Raw genomic sequence first — 23,323 nt, 5'->3', positions numbered from 1 at the left:
CCCGGAAGGAGGGAGGCCCATTTCCCTTCAACAAGAGTTATTCCACGCCAACGATGGCCGCTGCGCAGATGGCCATGAGATAGATCAACGAATAACGAAACATCCCATTAGCCCATTTCATCGGGTCGGACGTTCGAAAACCCCACAGACTCATGCCGATGTAGATCCCGCCGAGAATCGCCGCTGAAATCACATACAGCCAGCCCGCAGCCCCGGTCCAAAAGAGCAACAGCGAGACGGGCCACAGCACGGCCGTGTAACCGAGCATCTGGCGCCGCGTCGGTTCGAACCCCCGTACCACCGGCAGCATGGGGATTCCGGCCGCTCGGTAATCTTCCACCCTTTTCATGGCCAGGGCAAAGAAATGGGGCGGTTGCCAGAGAAAGATGATCAAAAAAAGAATCCACGCCGATGGGTCCAACGTGCCCCGCACCGCTGCCCAGCCAATGAGAGGAGGTACAGCACCGGCGATCCCCCCGACCACGGTGTTCAGGGTGGTGGTTCGCTTCAACCATAATGTATAGACGATGACATAAGTAAACCAGCCGACAAAAGCCGTGAGCGCCGTCAGACCATTGATGCCCACAGCGAGCAGCACCAGCCCTGCCAGAGAAATCGCCGAACCGAGCAATAGCCCCTGAACAGCTGGAATCCGGCCGTTGGCCAGTGGCCGCTTGGCCGTGCGAGGCATGACCCGATCAATATCCCGATCAATCCAATTGTTGAGCGCGGCCCCGCCCCCCACCACGAGGGCCGTACCCGCCAAGGTCACCACTGTGGTGTACCCTTCGAGGCGCCCGTGGCCCGCCAGCCACAACCCCGCGAACGTCGTCCACAAGTTGGCGACATTGATTCCTACCTTCGTGATCGACACATAATCTTTCCAGGAACGGCTGACCTCTTGCGGCTCCGCTGCAGAATCGGATTCTATCTGAGCGGGGGTCGGAGAATCATAGGCCGCGGGCCTTTCCATCCTTCCCCCTCCTTTCTGTACATCGTGCGTCCTCGACCTTCACCACCGTTCCGGTCACATCCGGCCCCCGGCCGTCAGGCTGTCGGAAGACCCCTGGGACACCACTGTTTCGTGCCCAGGATTGATCTGTTGACCGTGCAGATCGTGCCACAAGCCGGTCACCAGATACGACCCGAGCCCGACCACCAGCGCCGCCCCCGACCAATGCACGGTCACCGAGGCCACATTGAGTTCCAACAGGTACGCCACCGCCCCCGCCACCATCTCAGCCACCAACAGGCTGAGGTAGAGCACGACGGTCTTGACACCCCGGGCGCTTCGCACCGCCTCGGTCAACAGCCAAACGGCTAACACCACCACGACGAAGGCAAAAAGGATGTGTAGGGCAAACACCGTTGTGGAGAAAATCTTCGACGGAATAATGAACTGCTGATGACTCGCAAGGTAAGTCCCCTTGCCGAACAAGGCTTCCCCGGCCCCGGAATGGCGAAAATACCCGCCCAACAGTACCTCCCCAAAGGCCGCAATGGCGGTGATCCAGGCCGCCCGCATCAAGCCCCGGTCTTTCGCGTCCATCTCCCGGGGGGCGACGGCGGTTCCAGATCCAGCGGACCGCCTCAAGTGTACCGTCAAAGCCACCATCGTCGCAAACAGAATCATGCTGTTTCCTACGTCGATGGTGGTGAACGCGCCGGGCAAGACCAAGACCACAATCAACGCCCCTGCGATCACCTGAACCATGATACTGGCGACGGTGATCCCAAGCAGCCACTTCGACAAACGGTCCAACCGCTTCCGATTGCGAAAACCGACTACAGCTACCGCCAACACCAGGAGTGAGACTGCGGCCGCAACCAAGCGATGGGTGTATTCGACCAGAACGAGGCCATCGAGCGGCGGGATCAACTGTCCATTACAGAGGGGCCAGTCCGGGCAGACAAAGCCCGCATTCAGGCCCACCACCAAAGCACCCATGACCATCGAAATGTATATTGTCACTGCTGTAACCAACGGCAGTCGGTACCCCACCGTCCCATCCCCTTCCGTCGAATTCATCGCCCGGAGAAGCCGTGCCACAGTGCAGCGATGACCGGGCCTCACTCCAACGCCACACTTTCCTTAGCATAATGATACACTCCCAGACGTCCGACCGCCAGTCCCAGGAAGGGCCGTCCTCCGCGGAGATTCGACATCTGTCGCACATCGTTTGCAATTTCGACACAGTTTATCCAAGAAATGCCCCGCATGCCCTTTACTTGACAAGGGGTCCGGATTGACGGAACATGGGAAAGAAGACAATCCGCGTGGTTGAGGTGAAAAGGATTGAATCTAAAAGTCGTCTTGCCCGGCATCGTCGTATTGCCGCGACAGACCATCGTCGTATTGGAACGCGTGTATTCCCGGGGGGACGGAACTCACGGGGCTCTGTCCGTTTTTGACAAAACCGAACACATCCGATTTGAGTTTCAAGGTCAGCAGCCTCCGGAAGGGACAGAGGAACCTTCTTTATCCGGGAAAAACTATTTGGTGGACTATTGCCAAGTAAATTTTGATGGCGACAAAACCACGACCTTGATTCACGCCCGGGAGATTCACGTCGGCGTACATTGAACCGGCAATCGTGATCTGCCTGGGATCTGGGCCGCCGGTCCCCCGACGGCCCGCCCTCCATCTCAATCCCTTTCCTCGCGCTCTCCGGTCCGACCAGTCGTTGCCTCGTCGCTACATCCCTGTCCCGGGAGATGACCGCATAGCATTCCGTCTTTCAGCATCGACCGACCGATTGGCTCCTCACCTGCATCGATCCGTGCTCTAGAAAGCGTTGGTGGAAGGAAAAAGCCCGTTCCAACACATGGGGGGTATGGCCGCCCCGCTTGAGCGCCTCCTTGTAATACTCCCGCAATTCGTCCCTATACGCCGGGTCCGCACAATGCTCGATGATCAAAGGGGCCCTCTCCCGGGGGGCTAAGCCTCGCAGATCGGCCAAACCGTGCTCGGTGACCACCACGTCAACCTCGTGTTCGGTGTGGTCTGTGTGAGACACCATCGGAACGATGCTAGAAATAGCCCCACCTTTGACCGCCGAGCGCGCGACGAATACGCTCAATCGCGCGTGACGGGAAAAATCTCCCGAGCCGCCGACACCGTTCATGATGTTCGACCCCAGCACATGGGTGGAATTGACATTCCCGTATATGTCGACTTCCAGGCCCGTATTGATGGCCACCACCCCGAGCCGTCGGATAATCCCAGGATTGTTGGAAATGTCCTGGGGACGCAGGAGGATGCGGTCCCGATAGCGATTTAACTCCCCCATCACCTGCGGAGCTTTTTCCTTCGACAGAATGATAGCGCTGGCCGATGCAAAGGAGAGCTGACCGCTGTCGAAAAGGTCGAACATCGAATCCTGGATGACCTCGGAATACACCGTAAGCCCGCTCCACGGCACATCCAAAAATGATTGGAATACCGCATTGGCCACGGCGCCGATCCCCGCCTGCAGGGGAGGCAGGGGAAGAGGCAGCCGGCCTTTGCGCACCTCGTGGGCAAAAAACTCCATCAAGTGCCCGGCGATCCCTTCCGTCTGGGCGTCCCCGGATTTCATGGGCGCGTGGCGGTCCGGGCTATCCGTTTTCACCACAGCCACCACTTTCGACCAGTCGACGGGGATGACCGGCGTGCCAATTCGTTGCTCCGGCCTGGTCAGAGGAATGGGTTCCCGGTGCCCCCAAGGGCCGGGATCATAGATGTCGTGCATCCCGATGAGAGCGGGGGGCTGTCCCTGGTTCCACTCAATGATCACTTTCTCGGCGAGCTTCGCAAAGAGCGCCGCATTTCCCACCGATGTCGTGGGGACAATTCCTTCCTCCCGCACGTCCACCGCGTCGAGAATCGCTATATCCGGCCGGCGCCACACGCCGTCCTCAAAGCTCTCCCGCATGTGAGAAAGGTGCTCGTCGACAAACAACACTTCGCCGCGGTTAATCGCTGCCCGCAGATCGGAGTTTGCCTGAAACGGCGCCCGCTTGTGAAGAAGGCCCCGCCTCGCCAGCTCCCCATCCACCGGGTCGCTCATCGAGGCTCCGGTGAGCAGATCGATTTGGCCTTTTTCTCCCAATTGCTCCTGGAGAGCTACCCATGCGCCAAGTACGGCCCGGGCCTCCCCGGCTCGGGCAAACCCGGATACCGCCACTGTCATCCCAGGGCGAATCCACGATGCCGCCTCTTCCGCCGTCATCCATCGATCGACCAATCGTTCGCGCAACAATCCAGACACCTTCTTTGCATGAACTCTGTCGTGATTCGAGACTGGTGGTTTGAGGATAAGTTTTTCGTGCAAAGCTCACCGATGACCGCAGCTTAACCGGCCCTGCCTCCAGGGCCAGGCGATCCGGGCAGCCGGACCGAGCTAGGTTACGTCTGCCCGAAAATACACCGCTTCCGGATGACTGAAAACCAAGGCGGACACCGAAGCCTCGGGGTCCATCATGAAACCGTCTGTCAGTCGAATCCCAATCTCTTCTGGCCGCAACAAGCGGAAAAGTTTCGCCTGATCCTCTAAATTCGGACAGGCCGGGTACCCGAAAGACACCCGAATCCCGCGATATTTGGCCTGAAATCGCTCCCTCATCGTCATATCCGGCGGATCCGGAAATCCCCACAGGTCGCGGATCATCCCGTGCAGCCGCTCGGCAAAGGCCTCGGCCGTTTCCAGAGCAAGGGCTTGTAGAAAATGGGACTTCACGTATTCCCCCCGAGCCTTCCACTCCTCCGCTTTGTCCCGGATCCCGGCACCGGCCGTCACGGCAAAAAAGGCCACATAGTCCATTTCTCCACTCTCCACCGGTCGCACGTAATCGGACAAGCAAAGATAAGGCTCCCTCCCCTGGCGAGGGAAGGTGAACCGCTCGATGACTCGACCCGGCTGTTCAGGGTCATAGATCAAGATGTCGTCTCCTTCGCTCTGACTGGGGAAGAATTGGTACACGGCGTGAAGCCGCAGCAACCCCTCCCCCTTGGCCTCGGCAATCAAGGCATTCAGCCGCTCCACCCACTCCACGGCCTTCGGATCCCTCTCGGCGAGGAGCTTGTCCACGTTCCCCCGCAGCCCCATATGGCGGCCCAGCAACATTTGGAGATTGATGTAAGGCCGAACGTGGTCAAAAGGATAATCCCGCCACAGGTGGTGGCGACAATCCGGGGGGACCGCCACGGGGACGGTGCGACTCACCGATGACCTCCTCGGCCTGGAACCGGTTGAAACGGCCGGAGCGGCTGGGCGATCGGTCAGGGAGGCCCGCAATTCTGCCGTCTTCCTCTCCAACTCCGGACGCCCCTCGGGATCGGCCAGCCGATTGGCGATCTCCAGCCCCTCCATGGCGTCTTTGGCATAAAGAACCAAACCCTCGTACTCCGGGGCGATACGGGTATAAGCGAATTTCGCCGTCAATGCCGCACCGCCGACGAGAAGGGGCAGCGATACGCCCGCCGCCCGGAGGTCCTGGGCCGTGACCACCATCTGCTGGGCACTTTTCACGAGGAGGCCCGAGAGACCGATGGCATCGGGTTCCTCACGCCGGACCGCCTCGATTAACACCTCCGGCGCCACTTTGATGCCCAGATTCACCACTTCGAACCCGTTGTTGCTGAGGATGATCTCCACGAGATTCTTGCCGATGTCATGGACATCCCCCTTGACCGTGGCCAGGAGGATCTTGCCTTTTTTCGCCGTCTCCGCCTTTTCCATGTGCGGTTCGAGATAGGCCACCGCCGCCTTCATGACCTCGGCGCTCTGGAGCACCTCGGCCACGATCAGTTGGTTGTCATTAAAAAGCCGCCCCACCTCATCCATGCCCGCCATCAACGGCCCGTTGATGATCTCTATGGGAGAGGCGCTCTGAAGGGCCTCGGCGAGATCATCGAAAAGCCCCTCCTTCGACCCTTCCACCACACAGCGGGCCAGCCTCTCGTTCAGGGAGAGGGTGTCCCGGCGCACCGGCGGGCCGGCGGGTCGGTCTTTGAAGCGATCGTGGAACCGGGCCAGGGTCTCCTGTCCCGTTTCAAAGAGAAGCGCCTCGGCCAAGCGGCGCTCCTCTTCGGGAATGGAGGCGTAGCGCTGAAGCTTTTCAGGGTTGACGATGGCGTAATCCAATCCGGCCTTGGTGCAATGGTACAGGAATACCGCATTGAGCACCTCCCGGCCGGCGGGAGGCAGGCCGAAGGACACATTGCTGATCCCGAGGATGGTGGCACTGCGGGGAAACCGCTCCTTCAGCATCCGGAGGGCAGCCACCGTCTCCGCCGCCGCCCCGACGTAGGTCTCATCCCCGGTCCCCACCGGGAATACCAGGGGATCAAAGATCAGGTCCTCCGGGGGAATCCCGTATTCTTCAGTCAAAAGTTGGTAGGAGCGTTTGGCCACCGCCAATTTGCGCTCCCGGGTTACCGCCATACCCTCCTCGTCGATGGTCCCCACCACCACCGCCGCGCCGTAGCGCCGGGCGAGAGGCGCGACTTGGGCAAAGCGCTTTTCCCCGTCCTCTAAATTGATCGAATTGATAATAGCTTTCCCCTGGGAGCGCTGAAGAGCCAGCTCCACGACCCGGGGGTCTGTGGAGTCGATCATGAGCGGCACTTTGACCATTCTGGTCACATATTTGAGAAACTGGTCCATGTCCGCGTACTCGTCCCGATCGGGGTCCGCGAGGCATACATCGATGATCTGGGCCCCGCCCCTCACCTGGGCCCGGGCAATCTCCGCCGCTTCTTCGAACCGCCCGGATTGGATGAGTTCGCGAAATTTCCTGGACCCGATGACATTGGTCCTCTCCCCGACCAACAGCGGCCGATTGTCGCCCTCGAGGAACACCGCCTCTACTCCGGACACCGCCGGCGGATGGTCCGCCGCCGGGGTGCGGGGGGGAAGCCCGCGGACGGCCTGGGCCAGGGCCCGGATATGCTCCGGAGTCGTTCCGCAGCACCCGCCCACCACATTGACCCACCCCTGCCGCGCAAACCCCGCCATTTTTTCGGCGAGGCTCTGGGGAGATTCGTGGTAGTGGCCTTCCTCGTCCGGCAGCCCCGCGTTCGGATAGCAGCTGACCGCAGTCTTCGCGAGGCCGCTGAGCGTCCGCAGATGATCGGTCATAAACTCCGGCCCCGTGGCACAGTTGAGCCCCACGGCGACGGGGTGAAGGTGCTCCACCGAAACATAAAAGGCGTCTATCCCCTGGCCGGCCAAGGTGGTCCCCATGGGTTCGATGGTCCCGGAAATCATCACCGGCACTTCAAAACCCAGCTCAGCAAAAGCCCGGTGGATCCCCACGCCCGCCGCCTTGACGTTAAGGGTGTCCTGGGCGGTCTCCACCAAAAGGAGGTCCACTCCGCCGTCCAGCAGCCCCTTCGCCTGTTCGGCGTAGGCTGCCGCCAGGGTGTCAAAATCGATCCCCCCGGTCACCGACAGGGTTTTGGTGGTGGGACCCATGGCCCCGGCCACAAAACGCGGCCGATCCGGCGTGCTGTACCCATCCGCCGCCCGCCGGGCCAACTCCGCCGCCGTCCGGTTGATGGCGTAGGCTTTCCCCTCGAGCCCGTACTCGGCCAGCACCACCCGGGTGGCCCCAAACGTATTGGTTTCAATGATGTCCGCCCCGGCTTCGAGATAGGCCTCGTGGATGGAGGTGATGACGTCCGGACGGGTTAAGTTGAGGACCTCATTGCACCCCTCCTGGGCCTCGCCGCCAAAATCCGCGGCTGTTAAGCCCTGTTGCTGGATCATCGTCCCCATTGCCCCGTCCAGCACCAGAATCGCCTCTTTGAGGCGGCGCTCCAGAAGCTCCGGGCGCCTCTTTGCCAGCTGAACCGATTGGATATTCTGTCCCAACGTCATGCCCCACCTCCCTTGGCACAGCGGACAGTTCAAAAATCGAGCCCACATGACGATGCCATCAAAACACTCTTCCTACCCACCGCGGTCATTTCACGCCTATATTACCGAACCTGCTTTGTCTTTTCAAATTTAGTGGATCTGGTATCCTTTTCGGAGTTAGAGCCCATGCGGACAAGCTACAAAGGCAGACACTAAAACGCTTTGGTATAACCTAGGCTCCATGTGGTATAGTAGCAGGGGAGGCGCGCCGGAGGACATGATGGATCATACAGCTCTATTGGCCGTAGGAATTTTTGTGATCACCTATGCGTTTATCGTATCCGAATGGGTTCACCGTGCGATCATCAGTATGGTCGGCGCGGCACTGGTGGTTTTATTAGGCATCGTCGACCAGGACACGGCCATCCATCACATTGATTTTAATACGCTAGGTTTATTAATCGGAATGATGGTTCTCGTAAACATTACTGCGCAAACCGGGGTGTTCTCATACCTGGCGATTTGGACGGCCAAAAAAGCCAGGGGTGAGCCGATTCTGATTTTAGTCGCACTGGCAGTCGTCACCGCTGTGGTATCCGCATTTTTGGATAATGTAACAACGGTTTTGCTGATGGTGCCCGTCACTTTTAACGTGACGCAACGACTGGGGATCTCCCCTTACCCTTATTTAATGGCACAGATTCTGGCTTCCAATATTGGCGGTACCGCCACCCTCATTGGTGACCCGCCGAACATCATGATCGGAAGTGCAAACCCAAACCTCACGTTTCTTGATTTTATCAATAACTTAGGCATCGTTTCCGCGATCATTTTAGTGGTGACCATCGGATTAATGGCCCTTATTTTTCACCGATCTCTTCGCGCGTCGGCCGAACGCAAGGAGACCCTGATGACAATGGAGGAAAAAACTGAAATCACAAATCCCGTGCTATTGAAAAAGAGCGTCAGTGTCTTGGCCCTGACGATTTTCGGTTTTTTTCTTCATCAAAAGCTTCACTTGGATAGTGCGACCATCGCTTTATCCGGGGCCTTTGTACTTCTCCTGTTAACCGACGAAAAGCAAGTGGAGAGGGCCCTGGCCAAGGTCGAATGGACCACGATTTTCTTTTTTACCGGTCTGTTTGTGGTCATTGCCGGTCTCGTAAAAACGGGTGTGATCGAAACTTTGGCCCGGGCTGCCCTGGAGTTAACGGGGGGGAGATTGAATGCGACCGTTATGTTGATTCTGTGGATGAGTGCCCTTGTTTCCGCGTTTTTGGACAACATCCCCTTCGTCGCCACCATGATCCCGATGGTCCAAGAAATGGGACACATGGGCCTCACAAACTTGGATCCGCTGTGGTGGAGCTTATCTCTCGGCGCTTGCCTTGGAGGGAATGGAACCCTAATCGGGGCCAGTGCCAATCTGATCGTGGCGGGGTTGGCAGATAAAGAAGGACACCGGATTTCCTTTGTGCAGTACCTCATCCTCGGATTTCCCTTGATGATCCTATCGATCGCGATCAGCGCCGCATATGTGTACCTCCGGTATCTGATTCACTGACGGCGATAGAAAGGGGTGGGCCGAAAGAGACATGGAACATCAAGCCCTGTTGGCGATAGGAATTTTTTTGCTGACCTACGCCGTGATTATCAGCGAGAAAATCCACCGGACGGTTATCGCGATGGTTGGCGGGATCCTCATGATCCTGCTCGGAGTTGTGGACCAACAAACGGCAATACAGCACGTTGATTTTGGAACCATCGGATTACTGGTCGGAATGATGATTATCGTCAACATCACCGGGCGCACCGGTGTATTCCAATATCTTGGAATCCGAGCAGCGAAAACCGTAAAGGGGGACCCGATGCGAATTTTTTGGGCCCTGAATCTGATCACAGCCATCGCTTCCGCGTTTCTGGACAATGTGACGACGGTACTTCTCATGGTCCCAGTCACTTTCAGCATTGTCCGCCGGTTGGCGTTGCCGCCGATACCTTTTTTGATTTCGTTGATCCTGTCCTCCAACATCGGGGGTACGGCCACCATGATCGGTGATCCGCCCAATATCATGATTGGAACGGCGGTCAAAGAACTGACGTTTGTGGATTTTATCACCAACCTTGCGGGTATTTCTCTCATCATTCTTGTCGTCACCCTCGGGGTCCTTTCGCTGATTTACCGAAAATATCTCCGGGCCGACGAGGATGTAAGACAGCAAATACTTGAGTTGGATGAAAAAGCTGAGATCACCGATATCACCCTTCTAAAGAAATCGGTTGTTGTGTTGCTTCTTACGATTCTCGGGTTTTTCTTGCACCCTATCCTTCACATTGAATCGGCAACGATCGCTTTATCAGGGGCGACCTTGCTCCTCCTGCTTACGGGTGAGCGCTATCTCGAGGAGGCTCTGGCCCACGTCGAGTGGGGGACAATCTTCTTTTTCGTGGGTCTATTTGTACTGGTGTCCGGCCTCGAGATCACCGGAGTCATTACCGCATTGGCTAAACAGGTGATTAGTTGGACGGGCAACAATATCGCTGGGGCATCATTACTCATTCTATGGGTGAGTGCCATCGCTTCCACCTTCGTGGACAACATTCCCTTTGTCGCCACCATGATTCCCTTGATTAAGGAAATGGGATCCTTGGGCTTGACAAATTTGGATCCGCTATGGTGGAGTCTGTCTCTCGGAGCCTGCCTGGGAGGAAACGGGTCATTGATCGGTGCAAGTGCCAACGTCATCGTAGCGGGAATGGCGGCCAAAGAGGGACAGGGAATTACCTTTCTGCGCTTCTTCTTGGTCGGTTTTCCCTTGATGGTCCTCTCGATTGCCATCGCCCACCTGTATGTCTTCCTCAGATATTTATGAGGAGCCTAAAAGCCAAACGCGAGGAGTGGACAGCATGGAAAACCAAGCCCACTTAGGCGGCATCGATATCGCTTACACCCTGGAAGGATCCGGCCCGCCAATGGTGTTTATCCACGGAATGGCGGGAAGCCGCATCGTCTGGAACCACGTCGCCCCGCCTCTGGCGGCAGATTTTGAGACTCTGGTCTATGACTGCCGGGGACACGGCGAGAGCACCCACCCGGCTTCCTACACTTTGGACGACCACGTGGCCGATCTGGCAGGCCTTTTGGACGCCCTGGAGATCGAGAGGGCGCACATTGTGGGCCACTCCATGGGAAGCTTCATCGCCCAGGCTTTTGCCATCGCCCACCCTGAGCACTGCCGCTCTCTCGTCCTCATTTCCACCCGTTCCGCTGCGGGCCCGGAGCGGCCGGGGCGGCTCGTGAGCCCTCGGGGCGGCATCCCCATCAAGGAGTTCGTGGGAACAAAAACGCCCCTCATGACCGTCGTCGGCCGCATGAAGGGCTATCCGCGCCCGGAACCCGAGATTCTGCGCGTCGCATCCCGGGCTCTGGCCGGCTTTGATTTGAGAGATCAGCTACACCGGATCCAGGCGCCCACTCTGATCCTCCAAGGAGACCAGGACCGCATAACCCCTCTGTCCTCCGCCCGGGAGACAGCCGCAGGCATTCCCGGGGCCAAATTGGAGGTCCTACAAGGATATGGCCATTTTCTCCACGTGGAATGTCCCGACATACTGGTGGACCGGATCCGCTCGTTCTGTCTCGCGGCGCCATGAAGGCGAAACGCAGTTAAAAGCCGGTAAATCCGCCGAACAACTTCGTGAGCCAGACCGTAATCGTGCTCAGGGAATCCGTCAGCAACAAGAATCCCATGACCACCATGATGACCCCGCCGGCCTTGCTGACCACGCCGGACTTTTGTTGCAGCCATTTCCAGGAGGTGAGGGAAAAGGCCAAGATCAAAAAGGGCAGGGCGAATCCCAAGGCATAAAGAGCCATGAACAGGAGGGCCCGGCCGGGCTCGTTGGCCGCCATGACCAACACCGAGGCCAGGATCGGGCCGATGCACGGCGTCCAGCCGGCGGCAAAACTGACTCCGATCAACCAGGCTCCAAAATACCCCACCGGTTTCCGGTTGACCGTCCATTTTTTCTCCTGCATCAACCAGTCCGATCGAATCCAGCCGGCAATCACCATGCCCATGAAGATTACCACAATCCCGCCGATGATCCGTAACCACATTTTATACTCCACAAACAATTGGCCGATGAGACTGGCAGACCACCCTAGAGCCAGGAAAACAGTGGAAAACCCGAGCACAAAAAAAATCGCGTACTTCAAGGCCCGCCTTCGCGCCTCGGCCCGGTCGGCACCTTCCCCCCAGGACACGCCTGAGATATAGGAAATGTAGGAAGGATACAACGGTAGTACGCACGGAGAGACAAAGGAGAGCAATCCCGCGCCAAACGCCAGCCACAGGGTTACCGGTTCCGACATGGTTATCACCTTCCTCACCCCGGGGGCGACCGGGGACCCCGACACCGGCCTCAGCGCCTCGCGCCGGCCGCCGCACTCCTTATCGCCAGTCCACCCCCCCGGACAATCTGCTACTTCGTGGACGCCAATTCCCCGAATAACCGGTCCATGTCCTGTTTCGTCATCAGGCCCTGGACCAATTCGACGATCTTGCCGTCCGGAGCGATAAACACGCTGGTGGGGATGGCCTGTACCCGGTACAGATCGGAGACTTTGCCTTCCGCATCCGAGAGGACGGGATAATCGATCTTGTAGTTTTTGATGAAATCCAAGGCTTTCTGCTGGTCATCTTGTTGCGTCAGGTTGATGCCATAAAAGGCGATCTTATCGCCGTATTTCTTATGCATTTCCACGAGGTCTGGCGTTTCCGCCTGGCACGGGGGACACCAGGAAGCCCAGAAATTCAAGAATACCGGCTTGCCTTTCATCTGGGACAATGTCACAGCCTGTCCGTCAAACGTTTTCAAAGTAAAATCCGGAGCCTGGTATCCTTTAATCGGAAGGGCCGCACCACCCCCCGCTCCGGCTTCGGATCCGTTCGATTTCGTGACATTGATGACGACGGCCACGGCAATGAGGAGCACGACCACGACAAAGATCGTGAACCCCATGCCGCTCTTGCGCTTGCCGGTCACCCCGCTCCCTCCTTTGTCTCGGTTAATGCAGCGATCGGGCGACGACGGTCATCACCAGCACCGCTGCCGCCACTGCGAGAAACACGAGTTGCCCGGGGCACCACCCGCAACGCACCAGCCGGGCCAACCATGAGGCGAACCCGATCAGCGGGCATGCGTTTGAGGTGCGGCTACAAGAGCGTAATGAAACGCACTGACGTCCAGAAGACTCTCCACCTTCAGTCCGCACCGCATCATCCGCTGAGCTAAGAGATCGGGATTTAATCGTTCCTGTTTGGGGGGCCCTTCCTGTTCCGTCGCCTCCGGGTGCCATTCGATCACCACCATTCTCCCAGTGAGCCTGAGCACGCGTCGCGCTTCTTGAAGGGCTTCATCCAGAGCATCGACTTCGTGAAGCACCAATGAGTAGAGGAGCCGGTCCACCGATCCGTCGGGCAGGGGCAAATCGTCAGCCGCGCCGATGAGCGGCCGCACCCTCGCCGGCATCCCTCCTGGCCAACGGCTCTGCAACGCTTCCAACATCCGCGGCTCCACGTCTATGGCATACACCGTCCCTTGGGTCCGCTTGGCGAGGGGAAGGGTAAAATACCCCGGCCCTGCCCCGATATCCGCCACTGTATCTGCGGGACTCGGGGCTAAGAGGTCGATAATTCGATCCTGAGGCAAGACGCCCTTCCGTTCTTCCCCAAGCAATCGGTCCATGTGGTCGGGATGGAATCGATGTCCCACGCCCTCACCCCTTACATTTCAGCTTTCAGCGGGCCGCCGCATCAACGGCCGCTGTGAGTTGCTCCTCCACCCGCTGGGCGATCTCCCGCAGCTCGGCGTCCTCCGAGGCGTGGCCGAGCAGCATGGTCGGCCGGGGCAAACCGATCTTGGTCTTTCCCCCGTCCCGGTAGACGACAATCTTACAAGGCAAGAAGTACCCCACCAGGAGTTCCTTCCCCAGTACCCGAGCCGCTTCCTGGGGATTGCATACCTCCAGGACTCGGTACGGGGTATCAAAAGACACCCCTTTTTCCCGGAGTTTCTCCGGGATGTCCATCTGCCACAGCACACCAAAGCGGCGCTCTTTGAGGGATTCCTCCAGGGCGCGAACAGACTCTTCCAGGGGTTTGTCGGTGGTCACCGTATAATGAAACATATTCCTCCTCCTTCCGCCCTTATCCTTCCTCGTTGCCGCCGAAGCGGTGTCGATCAGCGACTTTTCATCAAAAGTTCAATGGCTTCTTGAATCACTTGGTCCGCGGGGCGGCCATTCTCAACTTCGTCCCGGATACACATTTCCATGTTCGATCCGATCACGTATACAATGAGCCGGTCGATCGCCGCCCGGACAGCGGACAGTTGCGTCACAACGTCTCGACAGGACTGCTCTTTTTCCATCATGCCCATAATGCCCCGAACCTGACCCTCGATGCGCTTCAGGCGATTCTTCATCGCATCTGTGTATTCCATGGTTCAACACCTCACTGTTGACTATACCATACCCCGAAGTGGTTTACGATACGCCTGGGACGCTTTCCGGGGTCCAGGCTCTAACATCCTGCCGAGCGGCTGACGGCACTGTCCGCTCCGGAAGGCACCTGCTCACGCACCTTCGGATTCAGGTCCGTAATTCACAGCTCCAGGCCAGTAGATCATGCCACCGGCCAAGTTGATGACACGCTCGTACCCCAACCGCTGAAGGAATTGGCACACATGGCCACTCCGGCTGCCCGACCGGCAGACAAAAACAATCTCCTCGTGCTTTGAAATTCGGCCGAGAGCTGCAGGAATCTCGCCCATCGGGATTAATTCCGCTCCAGGGATATGCCCGTGTTCATAATACTCTACCGGTTCCCGCACGTCGATAATCCGGGGGGCAGTCCCCTCCTGCATACGGCGCCATAGGTCCTCGCCACTCCACTCGCGCATCCGAAATCCTCCTTCACGAGCCGCGGCGCGGCCCTGTCTTTTCTTGTTTTTCACTGCACCTACCGGCTCCGTTTTGAATGGGGCCGGCGATTCCAGGCGATCATACCGCCCCGAACGTTCCAGAGCCGGGTATACCCGGCCTTTTTCAGAATTCGTGCCGCCTGAACACTTCGGTGGCCGCTGCGACAGATCAAAGCCACCTCCCGATCCTTTGGGATGCGGTGCAATTCGCGAGATAATCGGCTCAGCGGCACATTCACCGCTCCCGGCACGTGACCTGATCGAAATTCGTGCGCCTCCCGCACGTCCACGATCAAGCGGCCTTTCTCTTGTTTTTTCCAAGTCTCCAGGGTCTCAGCGGCCAGCTGCTCTACGCCGCGAGCCGGCCGGTTCATCCACCACCAACCCACAACCAGGACCACGACCAGAGCAATTAAACCCGTGGTCAATCCCGCACCTCCGATACCGGGGAGAGTATATTTATGGATGCAGTATATACCCCCTAGGGCATCATGTCAATCCAAGGTAGTAGTTCAAATCAACTATCACCAACCGTGCAAACGCACCAGATGAGATCGACCACCTGAACCAGTCATTTTTCCTCCATTTGTCTCTTGGGTGGAAATGAGCAGAGGGCTATGGTGAATTATAGGGTATAAATCGCTTCAATTCAAAGGGGAGCCCACCAGAGGTGCCGGGGGGATGGGGATCGCCATGGTCCTGTTCGATAAACTGGCAAGACGGAACATGCTCATTCGAAATGGCCGGCTAACTATGGATGATGTCGATCTAGAGGCACTGGCGGATCGCTTCGGCACGCCACTGTATGTGTATTCCGAATCCCATCTATGGCGGAACGTCCGTCAACTCCACGACGCCTTTCACTACGAACACGTACCCGCCGACCTGTTCTTTCCGCTGCGGGCCTCTTCGAATCTGGCCCTTCTTCAAGCCATCGGCCGGACCGGAATAGGGGTCGAGGTCGGCTCTATGGGAGAGCTCAAAAAGGCTCTTACCGCAGGTTTCAGTGGAGAACGCATCTTGCTCGCCGGGGCAGATAGACCACCGGAACTCCTCTCCTATGCCTTGGAACGGGGGGTGCGGGCGATCAGTACGGACTCCCTGTCGGAAATCGAGACGTTGTCCACCCTGGGTACCCACATGGCGCGCCCGGCGGACATTCTATTGGAAGTCGACCCCGTGCTGTCTTTCCCCAATCACCGGCCACCCACTCCCTATTATCTAAAGTCCGGGATCGATCGCCATGACTTGCTCTCTTTCGCCGAGCAAACCCTTACTTATCCGGGCATACGAATTCGGGGCCTTCATGTGCAGGTCGGCACCTACCGGTGGAAACCCGAAACGTTACGTCAAGCCGGCGAGATTGCCTTAGAACTCTTAGAACAGCTTCGAACTCGCCTCGGCGTGGACGGGGATATTCTCTTCCTGGGGGGAGAACTGCCACTTCCGGTGCAAGAGTTGGATCTTCCGTCCTCGGATGAAGCCGCCGCCGCGGAACTCGATCAAGATCTGCTGGCTGCACGGACCCTGGCGGGACTCCTCACCCAGTACGACCGGCCGCTGCGTTTCGTTCTGTCTCCCGGCGAGCGGCTCATTGCGAACGCGGGCCTATTGCTGACCACTGTTCGCCAGGTAAAAAGCAAATCGATCCGGGACGAAGAAGGAAATGTCACCGATATCGTGCGCTGGTTAATCGTCGATGCGGGACTCAACATCCTCCCTCAGTGGCCTGGGGAACCGAGCGACAGGGTTGCTTTGTCCGTCACCCGGGCAGAACGCACCCACGATGTCCCCTTCAAAATCGGCGGCCCCTTGTACGACCACCGGGATTATTTTCGCGACGGCACCCAGGGCAGTGAGTACTATCTCCTCCCGGGGAACACGCGTCCCGGAGACCGTTTGGCCTTTTTGGACACCGGCGCCTACGTGTTGGAATATATGTCCGAAGCGAACAGCTTTCCCCGGGCCGGCGCCGCGATGATTCGCACTTCCGGCCAGGTCCAGCTGATTCGCCATCACGACACCTTTCGGCAACTCGTGGATTGCGACGTATTTCCGGGGAAATACAGAAAAGAGCCGCGCCCCCACCAGGTGGATTTGTAGAAACATCATCCGGCACCCACCCAGGGCCAGATCCGGCTGTCCGATTTCCAAGGTAAGTAGGTGGTTTTATTTTCCACTCCGCCGATTTCACCCGTCTTCACCACAGAATTGATCTCCTTTGCAAGGTGGCCCACCTCGGCGGGATGATTCACCCCGCCGCCAGCGAACTTCCACGGTGCGGGCGGCGGGTGGCTCATATGCTAAACAGCAACCGGCTTAATTCTCGGCGCCGAGCTCTGTTCGAGAATAGGCGATCTCCTTGGTCTCCGGCGAGAACAAACTGAGAACCAGGGAGATGATCAGCCCTCCGATAAAAAACGCCCCGAATACCCATGGTGACGGGCCAAAATTTTTTGCCATGGCCGTCCATGCCAGAGGCCCAAAACCGACAATGGCCGCAGCCACCTGGTATCCCACCGACAATCCCGTGTACCGGACCTTTGCGGGAAACAGCTCCGAGAAAAATGTCCCCTGGGTGGCGAAGATGGCCCCCCACACGATCCCCAACACGATGACCTCCATGAGATATAGCCAGACGACATGTTGGGCCATTAAGGCAAAATAAGGGATGGACAACACCAGTAGCAGAACTAATCCGGAGATGTAAATGCGCTTTCTTCCAATATAATCCGAAAAGTATCCGATGATGGGCATGACTATCAGCATCGTGGCACAACCGAGGGTCAATGCGTTCAACGCGTCACCTCGGGAATACCCCAGATACATCGTGGCAAAAGTGAGTACGTAGGACATGGTGAACACGTTGAGAAACCCGTCTCCCAGCTTCAATCCGATCGCCCGGAGAACGTTTTTCCAATCGTGCACCAGAGCGTCAATGAGAGGAACCCGGGCAACATCCCCGCTTTGTTTCTGGGCCTTAAAAACTGGAGTCTCGTCCACGCCGCCGCGAATCCAAAGGCCGACCACCACGAGAAGAATGCTGAATAAAAATGGAATTCGCCATCCCCAGGCCATGAACTGTGCGTTGGTTGTAAAGTGGTTGATCAGCGCCAAGCCAAACGTCCCCAACACCAGACCCACGGGCACCCCCATTTGCGGAATCGACCCGTATAGCCCGCGCACTCCTTTGGGGGCATTTTCGGTAGCGAGAAGGATCGCACCTCCCCATTCGCCCCCCAGAGCGACCCCTTGGATCAGGCGAAGGAGAACCAAAAGGGCGGGGGCCCACAGGCCGATATGCTGATAGGTGGGCAGCAGGCCAATGAGTGTGGAACTTCCTCCCATCCCCATCAAAGTGAACATCAAGGCGGCTTTACGGCCAAGGCGATCACCGAAGTGACCAAAAAGTACACTTCCCAGAGGGCGGGCGGCATAACCCGCCCCAAAGGTGGCAAAGGCCAGGATGATGGAAACCGCGGGATCGTGAGTGGGAAAATATAATGTCGAAAAAACCAGAGCTGTGGCTGAACCATACAGATAAAAGTCATACCATTCGATGACCGATCCGATGAGGCTCGCGAAAAGAATCCGGGCTGTGCTCATGAGGCGTTCATCCCCCCCGATAATGTGATTTGGAAGTCAACTGAGTGCAGCAGAAATTTTCCCCCGATCCGCAATTGTCGTCCTTCCAATGAAACTTATGAACGCAAGGATCATGCCAAACCTTTGGGCATCCAACACAGCACAATCCGCTCGCTGGAACAGGCAATTTTGCATATGCATTCTTGTCAATCATGCGCAGGAATGCTACAATCATGGATAGAATTCGTGATAATTCAGATCATTACACCCACGCCCCCGCGGCGATTTCATTGATGAGGAGGCACCCTTTTGGCCCCGTCCGTTCATCGTACTTTAGATGCCCATTCCGGGCTTCTGTTGCACCAATTGATCGACAACGCCTACGACGGAATCTATATTACAGACAACATCGGCAACCCGCTTTATTTTAACGAAGCGTTCCTTCGCATTTCTGGGATTCCTGTCGACGCCGCCCAGCGTCTATCCGTGTGGGAACTGTTAGATCAACATTTTCTTCCGAATTCCTGTGTGGCCGAGGTCATCCGTCGAAATCAACCCCACAACACGATCATCCACTATTACAGTGGAATCGAGGCGATTGTCACCGGTATTCCGGTTTATGACGCAGAAGGGGCCCTGCTGTACGTGGTGGCCAGTGTCCGGGACATCACTGAACTCAACCGCCTGCGCCGGGAGGTGGAGGCGATGCGCACCCAAGCCGAACTGCGGGCACCCCTCCGGGTGCAACTGATCGGTGATAAAGCCGAGGAAGCCCTGGTGTATCGCAGCGCGGTGATGGAGAAAATCCTCACTTTCGCCGCCCGGGCGGCCACCGTCGATTCGCCGGTGATGATTCTGGGCGAATCCGGGGTCGGCAAAGACGTGCTGGCGAAATACATCCACGCCCAAGGGGAAAACGGACAGGAGCGCCCTTTCGTCAAGATCAACTGTGGGGCGATCCCGGCGGAATTACTCGAATCCGAACTTTTTGGGTATGAAGGAGGGGCTTTTACCGGGGCGAATCGCCGGGGGAAAGCGGGCATGTTTGAGCTTGCCAATCGGGGGACGATCTTTCTCGATGAAATCGGCGAGATGCCCTTGGCCCTGCAGGTTAAGCTCCTGGCGGTTTTGCAGGATCGCCAGGTGCAACGGATCGGTTCAACCCGGCCCGTGCCCTTGGATGTGCGGGTGATCACCGCGACGAACGCCGACATCAAAGACCTGTTGGCAAAAAAAGCATTTCGGCAGGATTTGTTCTACCGTTTAAACGTACTCACCGTCACGGTCCCTCCCCTGCGGGATCGGCGGGAAGATATCCCGGCGCTCATCGCCCATTTTCTCGGCGAGTACAATCGCAAGTTCGGTCTGAACCGGTATCTCGCCCCCGAGGCTTTGCAGGCTCTTCTCGATTACTCCTGGCCGGGAAACATCCGTCAGCTCCGCAACGTCATGGAACGATTGGTGGTACTTTCCGAAGACGACCGGATTGGGGTCGAGGCACTGCCCGGCGAGATCACCCGTGGCGACCCCTCGGTTCCCGGCCAGGTGCAAGAGCGGCTCCACCCACCCATAGACGACCGATTGACGCTGCGAGAGGCGGTTGCACAGTTCGAAAGGCGGTATCTTCAAGAACAACTTAAAAAGCACAGGACCTTGCGGGAATGTGCGACGGCTGTGGGGATTGACGTAGCCACCCTTGTGCGAAAGAAAAAACGGTACGGGCTGTGATCCGTCCGGATTGGCACGAAGATTGCTTAATGATTTCCCGGAGGGATCAACCATGGACATCGCTGGTTACCGTACGTTGAACACCGTATGGGCACATTGGGTGGATCGCCAACCCGATAAGCCATTTCTGTTGTATGAAGACCCGAGTCAAGAATTGGAGACCTTCACTTACGGAGAAATGGAATCCCGGATCGCGCGAATGGCCGGTCTCTTTCATGAACTGGGCGTGAGCCGGGGGAACATCGTCAACCTCCACATGAACAATTCCCCAATTTTTTATATGGCTTTGCTTGGAGCGGCTCGACTCGGCGCTGCCTTGCTGTGCACAAACCCATTGTCCAGCGTCGACGAATTGAAGTACCTGCTCAGCCACAGCGGCGCAGTGCTTTCTATCACCGACCGGCACTCCGCCGAGGCCATCGGGGAAGCTGCTGAAGCATGCCCGGACTTGCACCATATTCTCGTCGCTGCCGAGCCCGAGGAGCCATTGCCGTCAGAACGTATGCTGCCCCTGTCCGCCTCGCTCGCCGGGGCCCCGGATGCCCGGATCCACGAGATTGGAGATTCGGAGATGATGGCGGGCATTTTATACACCTCGGGCACCACATCGAAACCAAAAGGCGTGATCATCACCCACGCCAACTACATCTACGCCGGGGAGACGATGGCCCGAGGGGTGCGATTGGGCCCCGACGATCGACAACTGGCCGTGTTGCCGCTGTTTCACGGCAATGCCCAGTATTATTCCACCATGTCCGCCCTGGTGGTCGGGGCGAGCATTGGGCTGACGGCCAGATTTAGCGCCTCTCGGTATTTTAAACAAGCCATTCGACTGAGGGCGACGGTTGGCAGTTTGTTCGCAGCCCCGATCCGCATGATCCTCCGGCAACCCTATGATCCTGAAGACCGGAACCATTCCCTGAGAGCCGTGTGGTTCGCCCAGTCCGTCACGCAGGAGGAACTCCGCCTCTTCTCGGAACGATATGGCGACATCCTGCTGCAACTGTACGGAATGACCGAAACGATGGGCACCCCCCTCATGAATCCTCTGGATGGAGATCGGCGCAACGAAACGATCGGATTGCCCACTCTCGGATACGAAGTGCGGGTGGTGGACGATGCCGGGCGGGATTGCCCCATCGGCGTCCCTGGGCAGATCATCGTCAGAGGTACTCCGGGTCGGAGCATCATGAAAGGGTACTACAAGAATGAGGAGGCTACCCGGGAGACGATCCGGGAAGGATGGCTGTACACCGGGGACGTGGCAAAAATCGATGCGGAGGGGTATTTTCACTTCGTCGACCGGATCAAAGACATGGTGAAACGGGCCGGGGAGAATGTGGCCGCCGGAGAGGTGGAGGCGGTGCTGCTGCAGCATCCGGATGTCGCCGATGCAGCGGTGATCGGAGTGCCGGACCCCATTCGTGATGAAAAAATCGTCGCCTACCTGATCCCGCGATCGCCTGAGCATGCGCCGGCAGAAGATCTCATCGAGTACTGTCGGCAGCGGCTGGCCCGGTTCAAGGTGCCCGAAGAGATCCTGTTCGTGGAGGAGCTTCCCCGCACCTCCGTGGGCAAGATTCAGAAGCACATCCTTCGGCAATGGTACAAGGAGGACCCTTGAGCAAACAGGCGCCGCAGGCCGCCCGAAACGCCGGGTTCGGCCGTGCCAGCGCCTTGTTCGCTAGCGCGCAGCAATAAAGAAGACATGCCGAGGTCTGGCGGTCATGGCCATTATCCCTTCACCGCTGCTGCCTCGCGGGCCCACAATCTTAGCGCGGGGCGATGTGCACTGGCCGGCCCAGGCCGACCTCCGCCGCTTCCATCATCACCTCGCCCAAAGTCGGGTGGGCGTGGATTGTAAGCGCGACGTCTTCCAGGGTGGCACCCATCTCGATCGCCAAGGCCGCTTCGGCGATAAGGTCTGAAGCTTCCGGGCCGACGATCTGTGCGCCAAGCAACTCTCCACTGGATTTGTCCGCCACCAGTTTGACGAAGCCCTCGGCATCCGCCAAGGACAGGGCGCGCCCATTGGCCGCGAAGGGGAATCTCCCCGTCACCACGTCGAGCCCCTTCTCCTTTGCCTCGGACTCACTCAACCCCACCACCGCGATCTCCGGATCGGAGAAGACCACGGCGGGAATGACTCTGTAATCCACTTCACTGGCCTCTCCGGCTGCCGCCTCGGCGGCCACTTTGCCTTCATAAGACGCTTTATGAGCCAAGGCCGGCCCCGGCACCACGTCACCGATGGCAAAGATGTGCCCCACGCTGGTGCGCCCTTGTTTGTCGACTTGAATCAGCCCTTTTTCTGTGCGTACTCCAGCCATGTCCAGCCCGAGATCTTCCGTATTGGGCCGGCGGCCTACAGTGACCAGTACATAGTCCGCCTCGTACCGTTGCTCTTCACCCTTCACGGAAGCCGTGACCGTCACACCGTTAGCGGTTTCCTCCACACCCTTGGCCATGGCGGAGGTCACCACGGTGACATTCAGTTTCTTGAGCCGGCGTTCCACCAGCCGCAGAACCTCTTTCTCAAAGGTCGGGAGGATCGATTCGGTCCCCTCCAGCACCGTCACCTGCGTCCCAAATTTAGCAAAGACAGTGCCGAGTTCGATCCCTATGTACCCTCCACCAATGACTAAAAGCCGCTTGGGAATCTCCTGCAAGGCCAGTGCCTCCGTGGAAGAAATCACGCGGCCTCCGAAGGGCAGGTCTTTGAGCTCGATGGGCCGGGATCCGGTGGCGATGATGCATTGGTTAAAGCGATAACGATTGGCTTCATAGCCGTTGATCACCCGTGCCTCCCGGTCGTTGGCAAAAAGAGCTTCTCCTTTGATGACTTCCACCTTGTTGGCTTTCATCAAACTCGCCACGCCACCGGTGAGCTTGTCGACCACGCCCTGCTTCCAGGTCTGCACTTTCGCAAAATCCACCCGAACGTCCCCGGCCTCAATGCCGATCTCGCCCAGCTTCTTTGCATCCTCATACCGGTGGGCGGCGGCGATCAGCGCCTTGGACGGAATACAACCGACGTTCAGGCACACCCCGCCCAGCTTGTCCCGTTCAACGAGCGTCACCTTTTTCCCGAGCTGGGCGGCCCGAATGGCGGCGACGTATCCCCCCGGGCCGCCGCCAATGATCAACAGGTCCACCTCGGTGGTAAATTCCCCGACGACCAT

General features: G+C 58.0%; 20 protein-coding genes. 7 read left to right on the top strand and 13 right to left on the bottom strand.

Going from position 1 to position 23,323, the window contains the following annotated elements; translation table 11 throughout:
• Window positions 1–37: 37 nt before the first annotated feature.
• Entirely contained in the window at window positions 38–973 is a 936-nt protein-coding gene (gene cyoE / locus CVV65_RS03165; RefSeq protein WP_100666905.1) for a heme o synthase, read from the bottom strand.
• Between the two features lie 54 nt (window positions 974–1,027).
• The gene (locus CVV65_RS03160) at window positions 1,028–2,002 is read right to left on the bottom strand and encodes a COX15/CtaA family protein (protein ID WP_157935355.1); all 975 of its coding nucleotides are present in this window, start codon (window positions 2,000–2,002) and stop codon (window positions 1,028–1,030) included.
• Between the two features lie 294 nt (window positions 2,003–2,296).
• Here CVV65_RS03160 and CVV65_RS03155 point away from each other — a divergent pair, with 294 nt between their 5' ends.
• Entirely contained in the window at window positions 2,297–2,584 is a 288-nt protein-coding gene (locus tag CVV65_RS03155; RefSeq protein ID WP_100666903.1) for a hypothetical protein, read from the top strand.
• A gap of 154 nt (window positions 2,585–2,738) precedes the next feature.
• On the opposite strand, the gene CVV65_RS03150 is transcribed toward CVV65_RS03155, so the two are convergent.
• Together CVV65_RS03150 and metH are read right to left on the bottom strand one after the other, a co-directional pair.
• Complete coding sequence (locus tag CVV65_RS03150) at window positions 2,739–4,211, bottom strand: succinyl-CoA:acetate CoA-transferase ScpC (RefSeq protein WP_100669137.1); 1,473 nt, start codon at window positions 4,209–4,211, stop codon at window positions 2,739–2,741.
• A 171-nt stretch (window positions 4,212–4,382) separates the two neighbouring features.
• Complete coding sequence (gene metH, locus CVV65_RS03145) at window positions 4,383–7,862, bottom strand: methionine synthase (RefSeq protein ID WP_100666902.1); 3,480 nt, start codon at window positions 7,860–7,862, stop codon at window positions 4,383–4,385.
• A 259-nt stretch (window positions 7,863–8,121) separates the two neighbouring features.
• Between metH and CVV65_RS03140 the strand changes: the two genes are divergently transcribed.
• The 3 genes from CVV65_RS03140 to CVV65_RS03130 are packed head-to-tail and all read left to right on the top strand — an operon-like array spanning window position 8,122 to window position 11,495.
• The gene (locus tag CVV65_RS03140) at window positions 8,122–9,405 is read left to right on the top strand and encodes an ArsB/NhaD family transporter (RefSeq protein ID WP_100669136.1); all 1,284 of its coding nucleotides are present in this window, start codon (window positions 8,122–8,124) and stop codon (window positions 9,403–9,405) included.
• Window positions 9,406–9,436: 31 nt separating this feature from the next.
• Window positions 9,437–10,714 carry an ArsB/NhaD family transporter gene (locus tag CVV65_RS03135; RefSeq protein WP_100666901.1) on the top strand — a complete coding sequence of 426 codons (1,278 nt, stop codon included), beginning with the start codon at window positions 9,437–9,439 and terminating at the stop codon, window positions 10,712–10,714.
• A gap of 34 nt (window positions 10,715–10,748) precedes the next feature.
• Window positions 10,749–11,495, top strand: a complete 747-nt coding sequence (locus tag CVV65_RS03130) for an alpha/beta fold hydrolase (protein ID WP_157935354.1) — start codon at window positions 10,749–10,751, stop codon at window positions 11,493–11,495.
• Between the two features lie 13 nt (window positions 11,496–11,508).
• On the opposite strand, the gene CVV65_RS03125 is transcribed toward CVV65_RS03130, so the two are convergent.
• From CVV65_RS03125 to CVV65_RS03095, 7 genes are all read right to left on the bottom strand, one after another.
• Window positions 11,509–12,216: a cytochrome c biogenesis CcdA family protein gene (locus CVV65_RS03125; protein ID WP_170084958.1), complete on the bottom strand. Its 708-nt coding sequence runs from the start codon at window positions 12,214–12,216 to the stop codon at window positions 11,509–11,511.
• Window positions 12,217–12,326: 110 nt separating this feature from the next.
• Window positions 12,327–12,890 (bottom strand): TlpA family protein disulfide reductase, encoded by a 564-nt coding sequence (locus CVV65_RS03120; protein ID WP_100666899.1) that lies wholly within the window; start codon window positions 12,888–12,890, stop codon window positions 12,327–12,329.
• A 144-nt stretch (window positions 12,891–13,034) separates the two neighbouring features.
• Window positions 13,035–13,619: a class I SAM-dependent methyltransferase gene (locus CVV65_RS03115; protein WP_100666898.1), complete on the bottom strand. Its 585-nt coding sequence runs from the start codon at window positions 13,617–13,619 to the stop codon at window positions 13,035–13,037.
• Window positions 13,620–13,644: 25 nt separating this feature from the next.
• Window positions 13,645–14,034, bottom strand: a complete 390-nt coding sequence (locus tag CVV65_RS03110) for a DUF302 domain-containing protein (RefSeq protein WP_100666897.1) — start codon at window positions 14,032–14,034, stop codon at window positions 13,645–13,647.
• 53 nt (window positions 14,035–14,087) lie between these two features.
• Window positions 14,088–14,348, bottom strand: a complete 261-nt coding sequence (locus CVV65_RS03105; protein WP_013074385.1) for a metal-sensitive transcriptional regulator — start codon at window positions 14,346–14,348, stop codon at window positions 14,088–14,090.
• Window positions 14,349–14,480: 132 nt separating this feature from the next.
• Window positions 14,481–14,807 (bottom strand): rhodanese-like domain-containing protein, encoded by a 327-nt coding sequence (locus CVV65_RS03100; protein ID WP_100666896.1) that lies wholly within the window; start codon window positions 14,805–14,807, stop codon window positions 14,481–14,483.
• A 59-nt stretch (window positions 14,808–14,866) separates the two neighbouring features.
• Window positions 14,867–15,256, bottom strand: a complete 390-nt coding sequence (locus CVV65_RS03095; protein ID WP_100666895.1) for a rhodanese-like domain-containing protein — start codon at window positions 15,254–15,256, stop codon at window positions 14,867–14,869.
• Window positions 15,257–15,509: 253 nt separating this feature from the next.
• Here CVV65_RS03095 and CVV65_RS03090 point away from each other — a divergent pair, with 253 nt between their 5' ends.
• Window positions 15,510–16,931, top strand: coding sequence for a diaminopimelate decarboxylase family protein (locus tag CVV65_RS03090; RefSeq protein ID WP_100666894.1), 1,422 nt, complete (start codon window positions 15,510–15,512; stop codon window positions 16,929–16,931).
• A 216-nt stretch (window positions 16,932–17,147) separates the two neighbouring features.
• On the opposite strand, the gene CVV65_RS03085 is transcribed toward CVV65_RS03090, so the two are convergent.
• Window positions 17,148–18,434: an MFS transporter gene (locus CVV65_RS03085; RefSeq protein WP_100666893.1), complete on the bottom strand. Its 1,287-nt coding sequence runs from the start codon at window positions 18,432–18,434 to the stop codon at window positions 17,148–17,150.
• Window positions 18,435–18,722: 288 nt separating this feature from the next.
• On the opposite strand from CVV65_RS03085, the gene CVV65_RS03080 reads away from it, so the two are divergent.
• Together CVV65_RS03080 and CVV65_RS03075 are read left to right on the top strand one after the other, a co-directional pair.
• Complete coding sequence (locus CVV65_RS03080; RefSeq protein WP_100666892.1) at window positions 18,723–20,141, top strand: sigma-54 interaction domain-containing protein; 1,419 nt, start codon at window positions 18,723–18,725, stop codon at window positions 20,139–20,141.
• A gap of 52 nt (window positions 20,142–20,193) precedes the next feature.
• Window positions 20,194–21,765, top strand: coding sequence for a class I adenylate-forming enzyme family protein (locus tag CVV65_RS03075; protein WP_100666891.1), 1,572 nt, complete (start codon window positions 20,194–20,196; stop codon window positions 21,763–21,765).
• Window positions 21,766–21,913: 148 nt separating this feature from the next.
• On the opposite strand, the gene lpdA is transcribed toward CVV65_RS03075, so the two are convergent.
• Window positions 21,914–23,323: a dihydrolipoyl dehydrogenase gene (gene lpdA / locus CVV65_RS03070; protein ID WP_100666890.1), complete on the bottom strand. Its 1,410-nt coding sequence runs from the start codon at window positions 23,321–23,323 to the stop codon at window positions 21,914–21,916.

The organism is Kyrpidia spormannii (assembly GCF_002804065.1).
Classification (GTDB): domain Bacteria; phylum Bacillota; class Bacilli; order Kyrpidiales; family Kyrpidiaceae; genus Kyrpidia; species Kyrpidia spormannii.
Note: the sequence above shows the minus strand (reverse complement) of the source record. Positions and strands in the feature narration are given on the sequence as shown.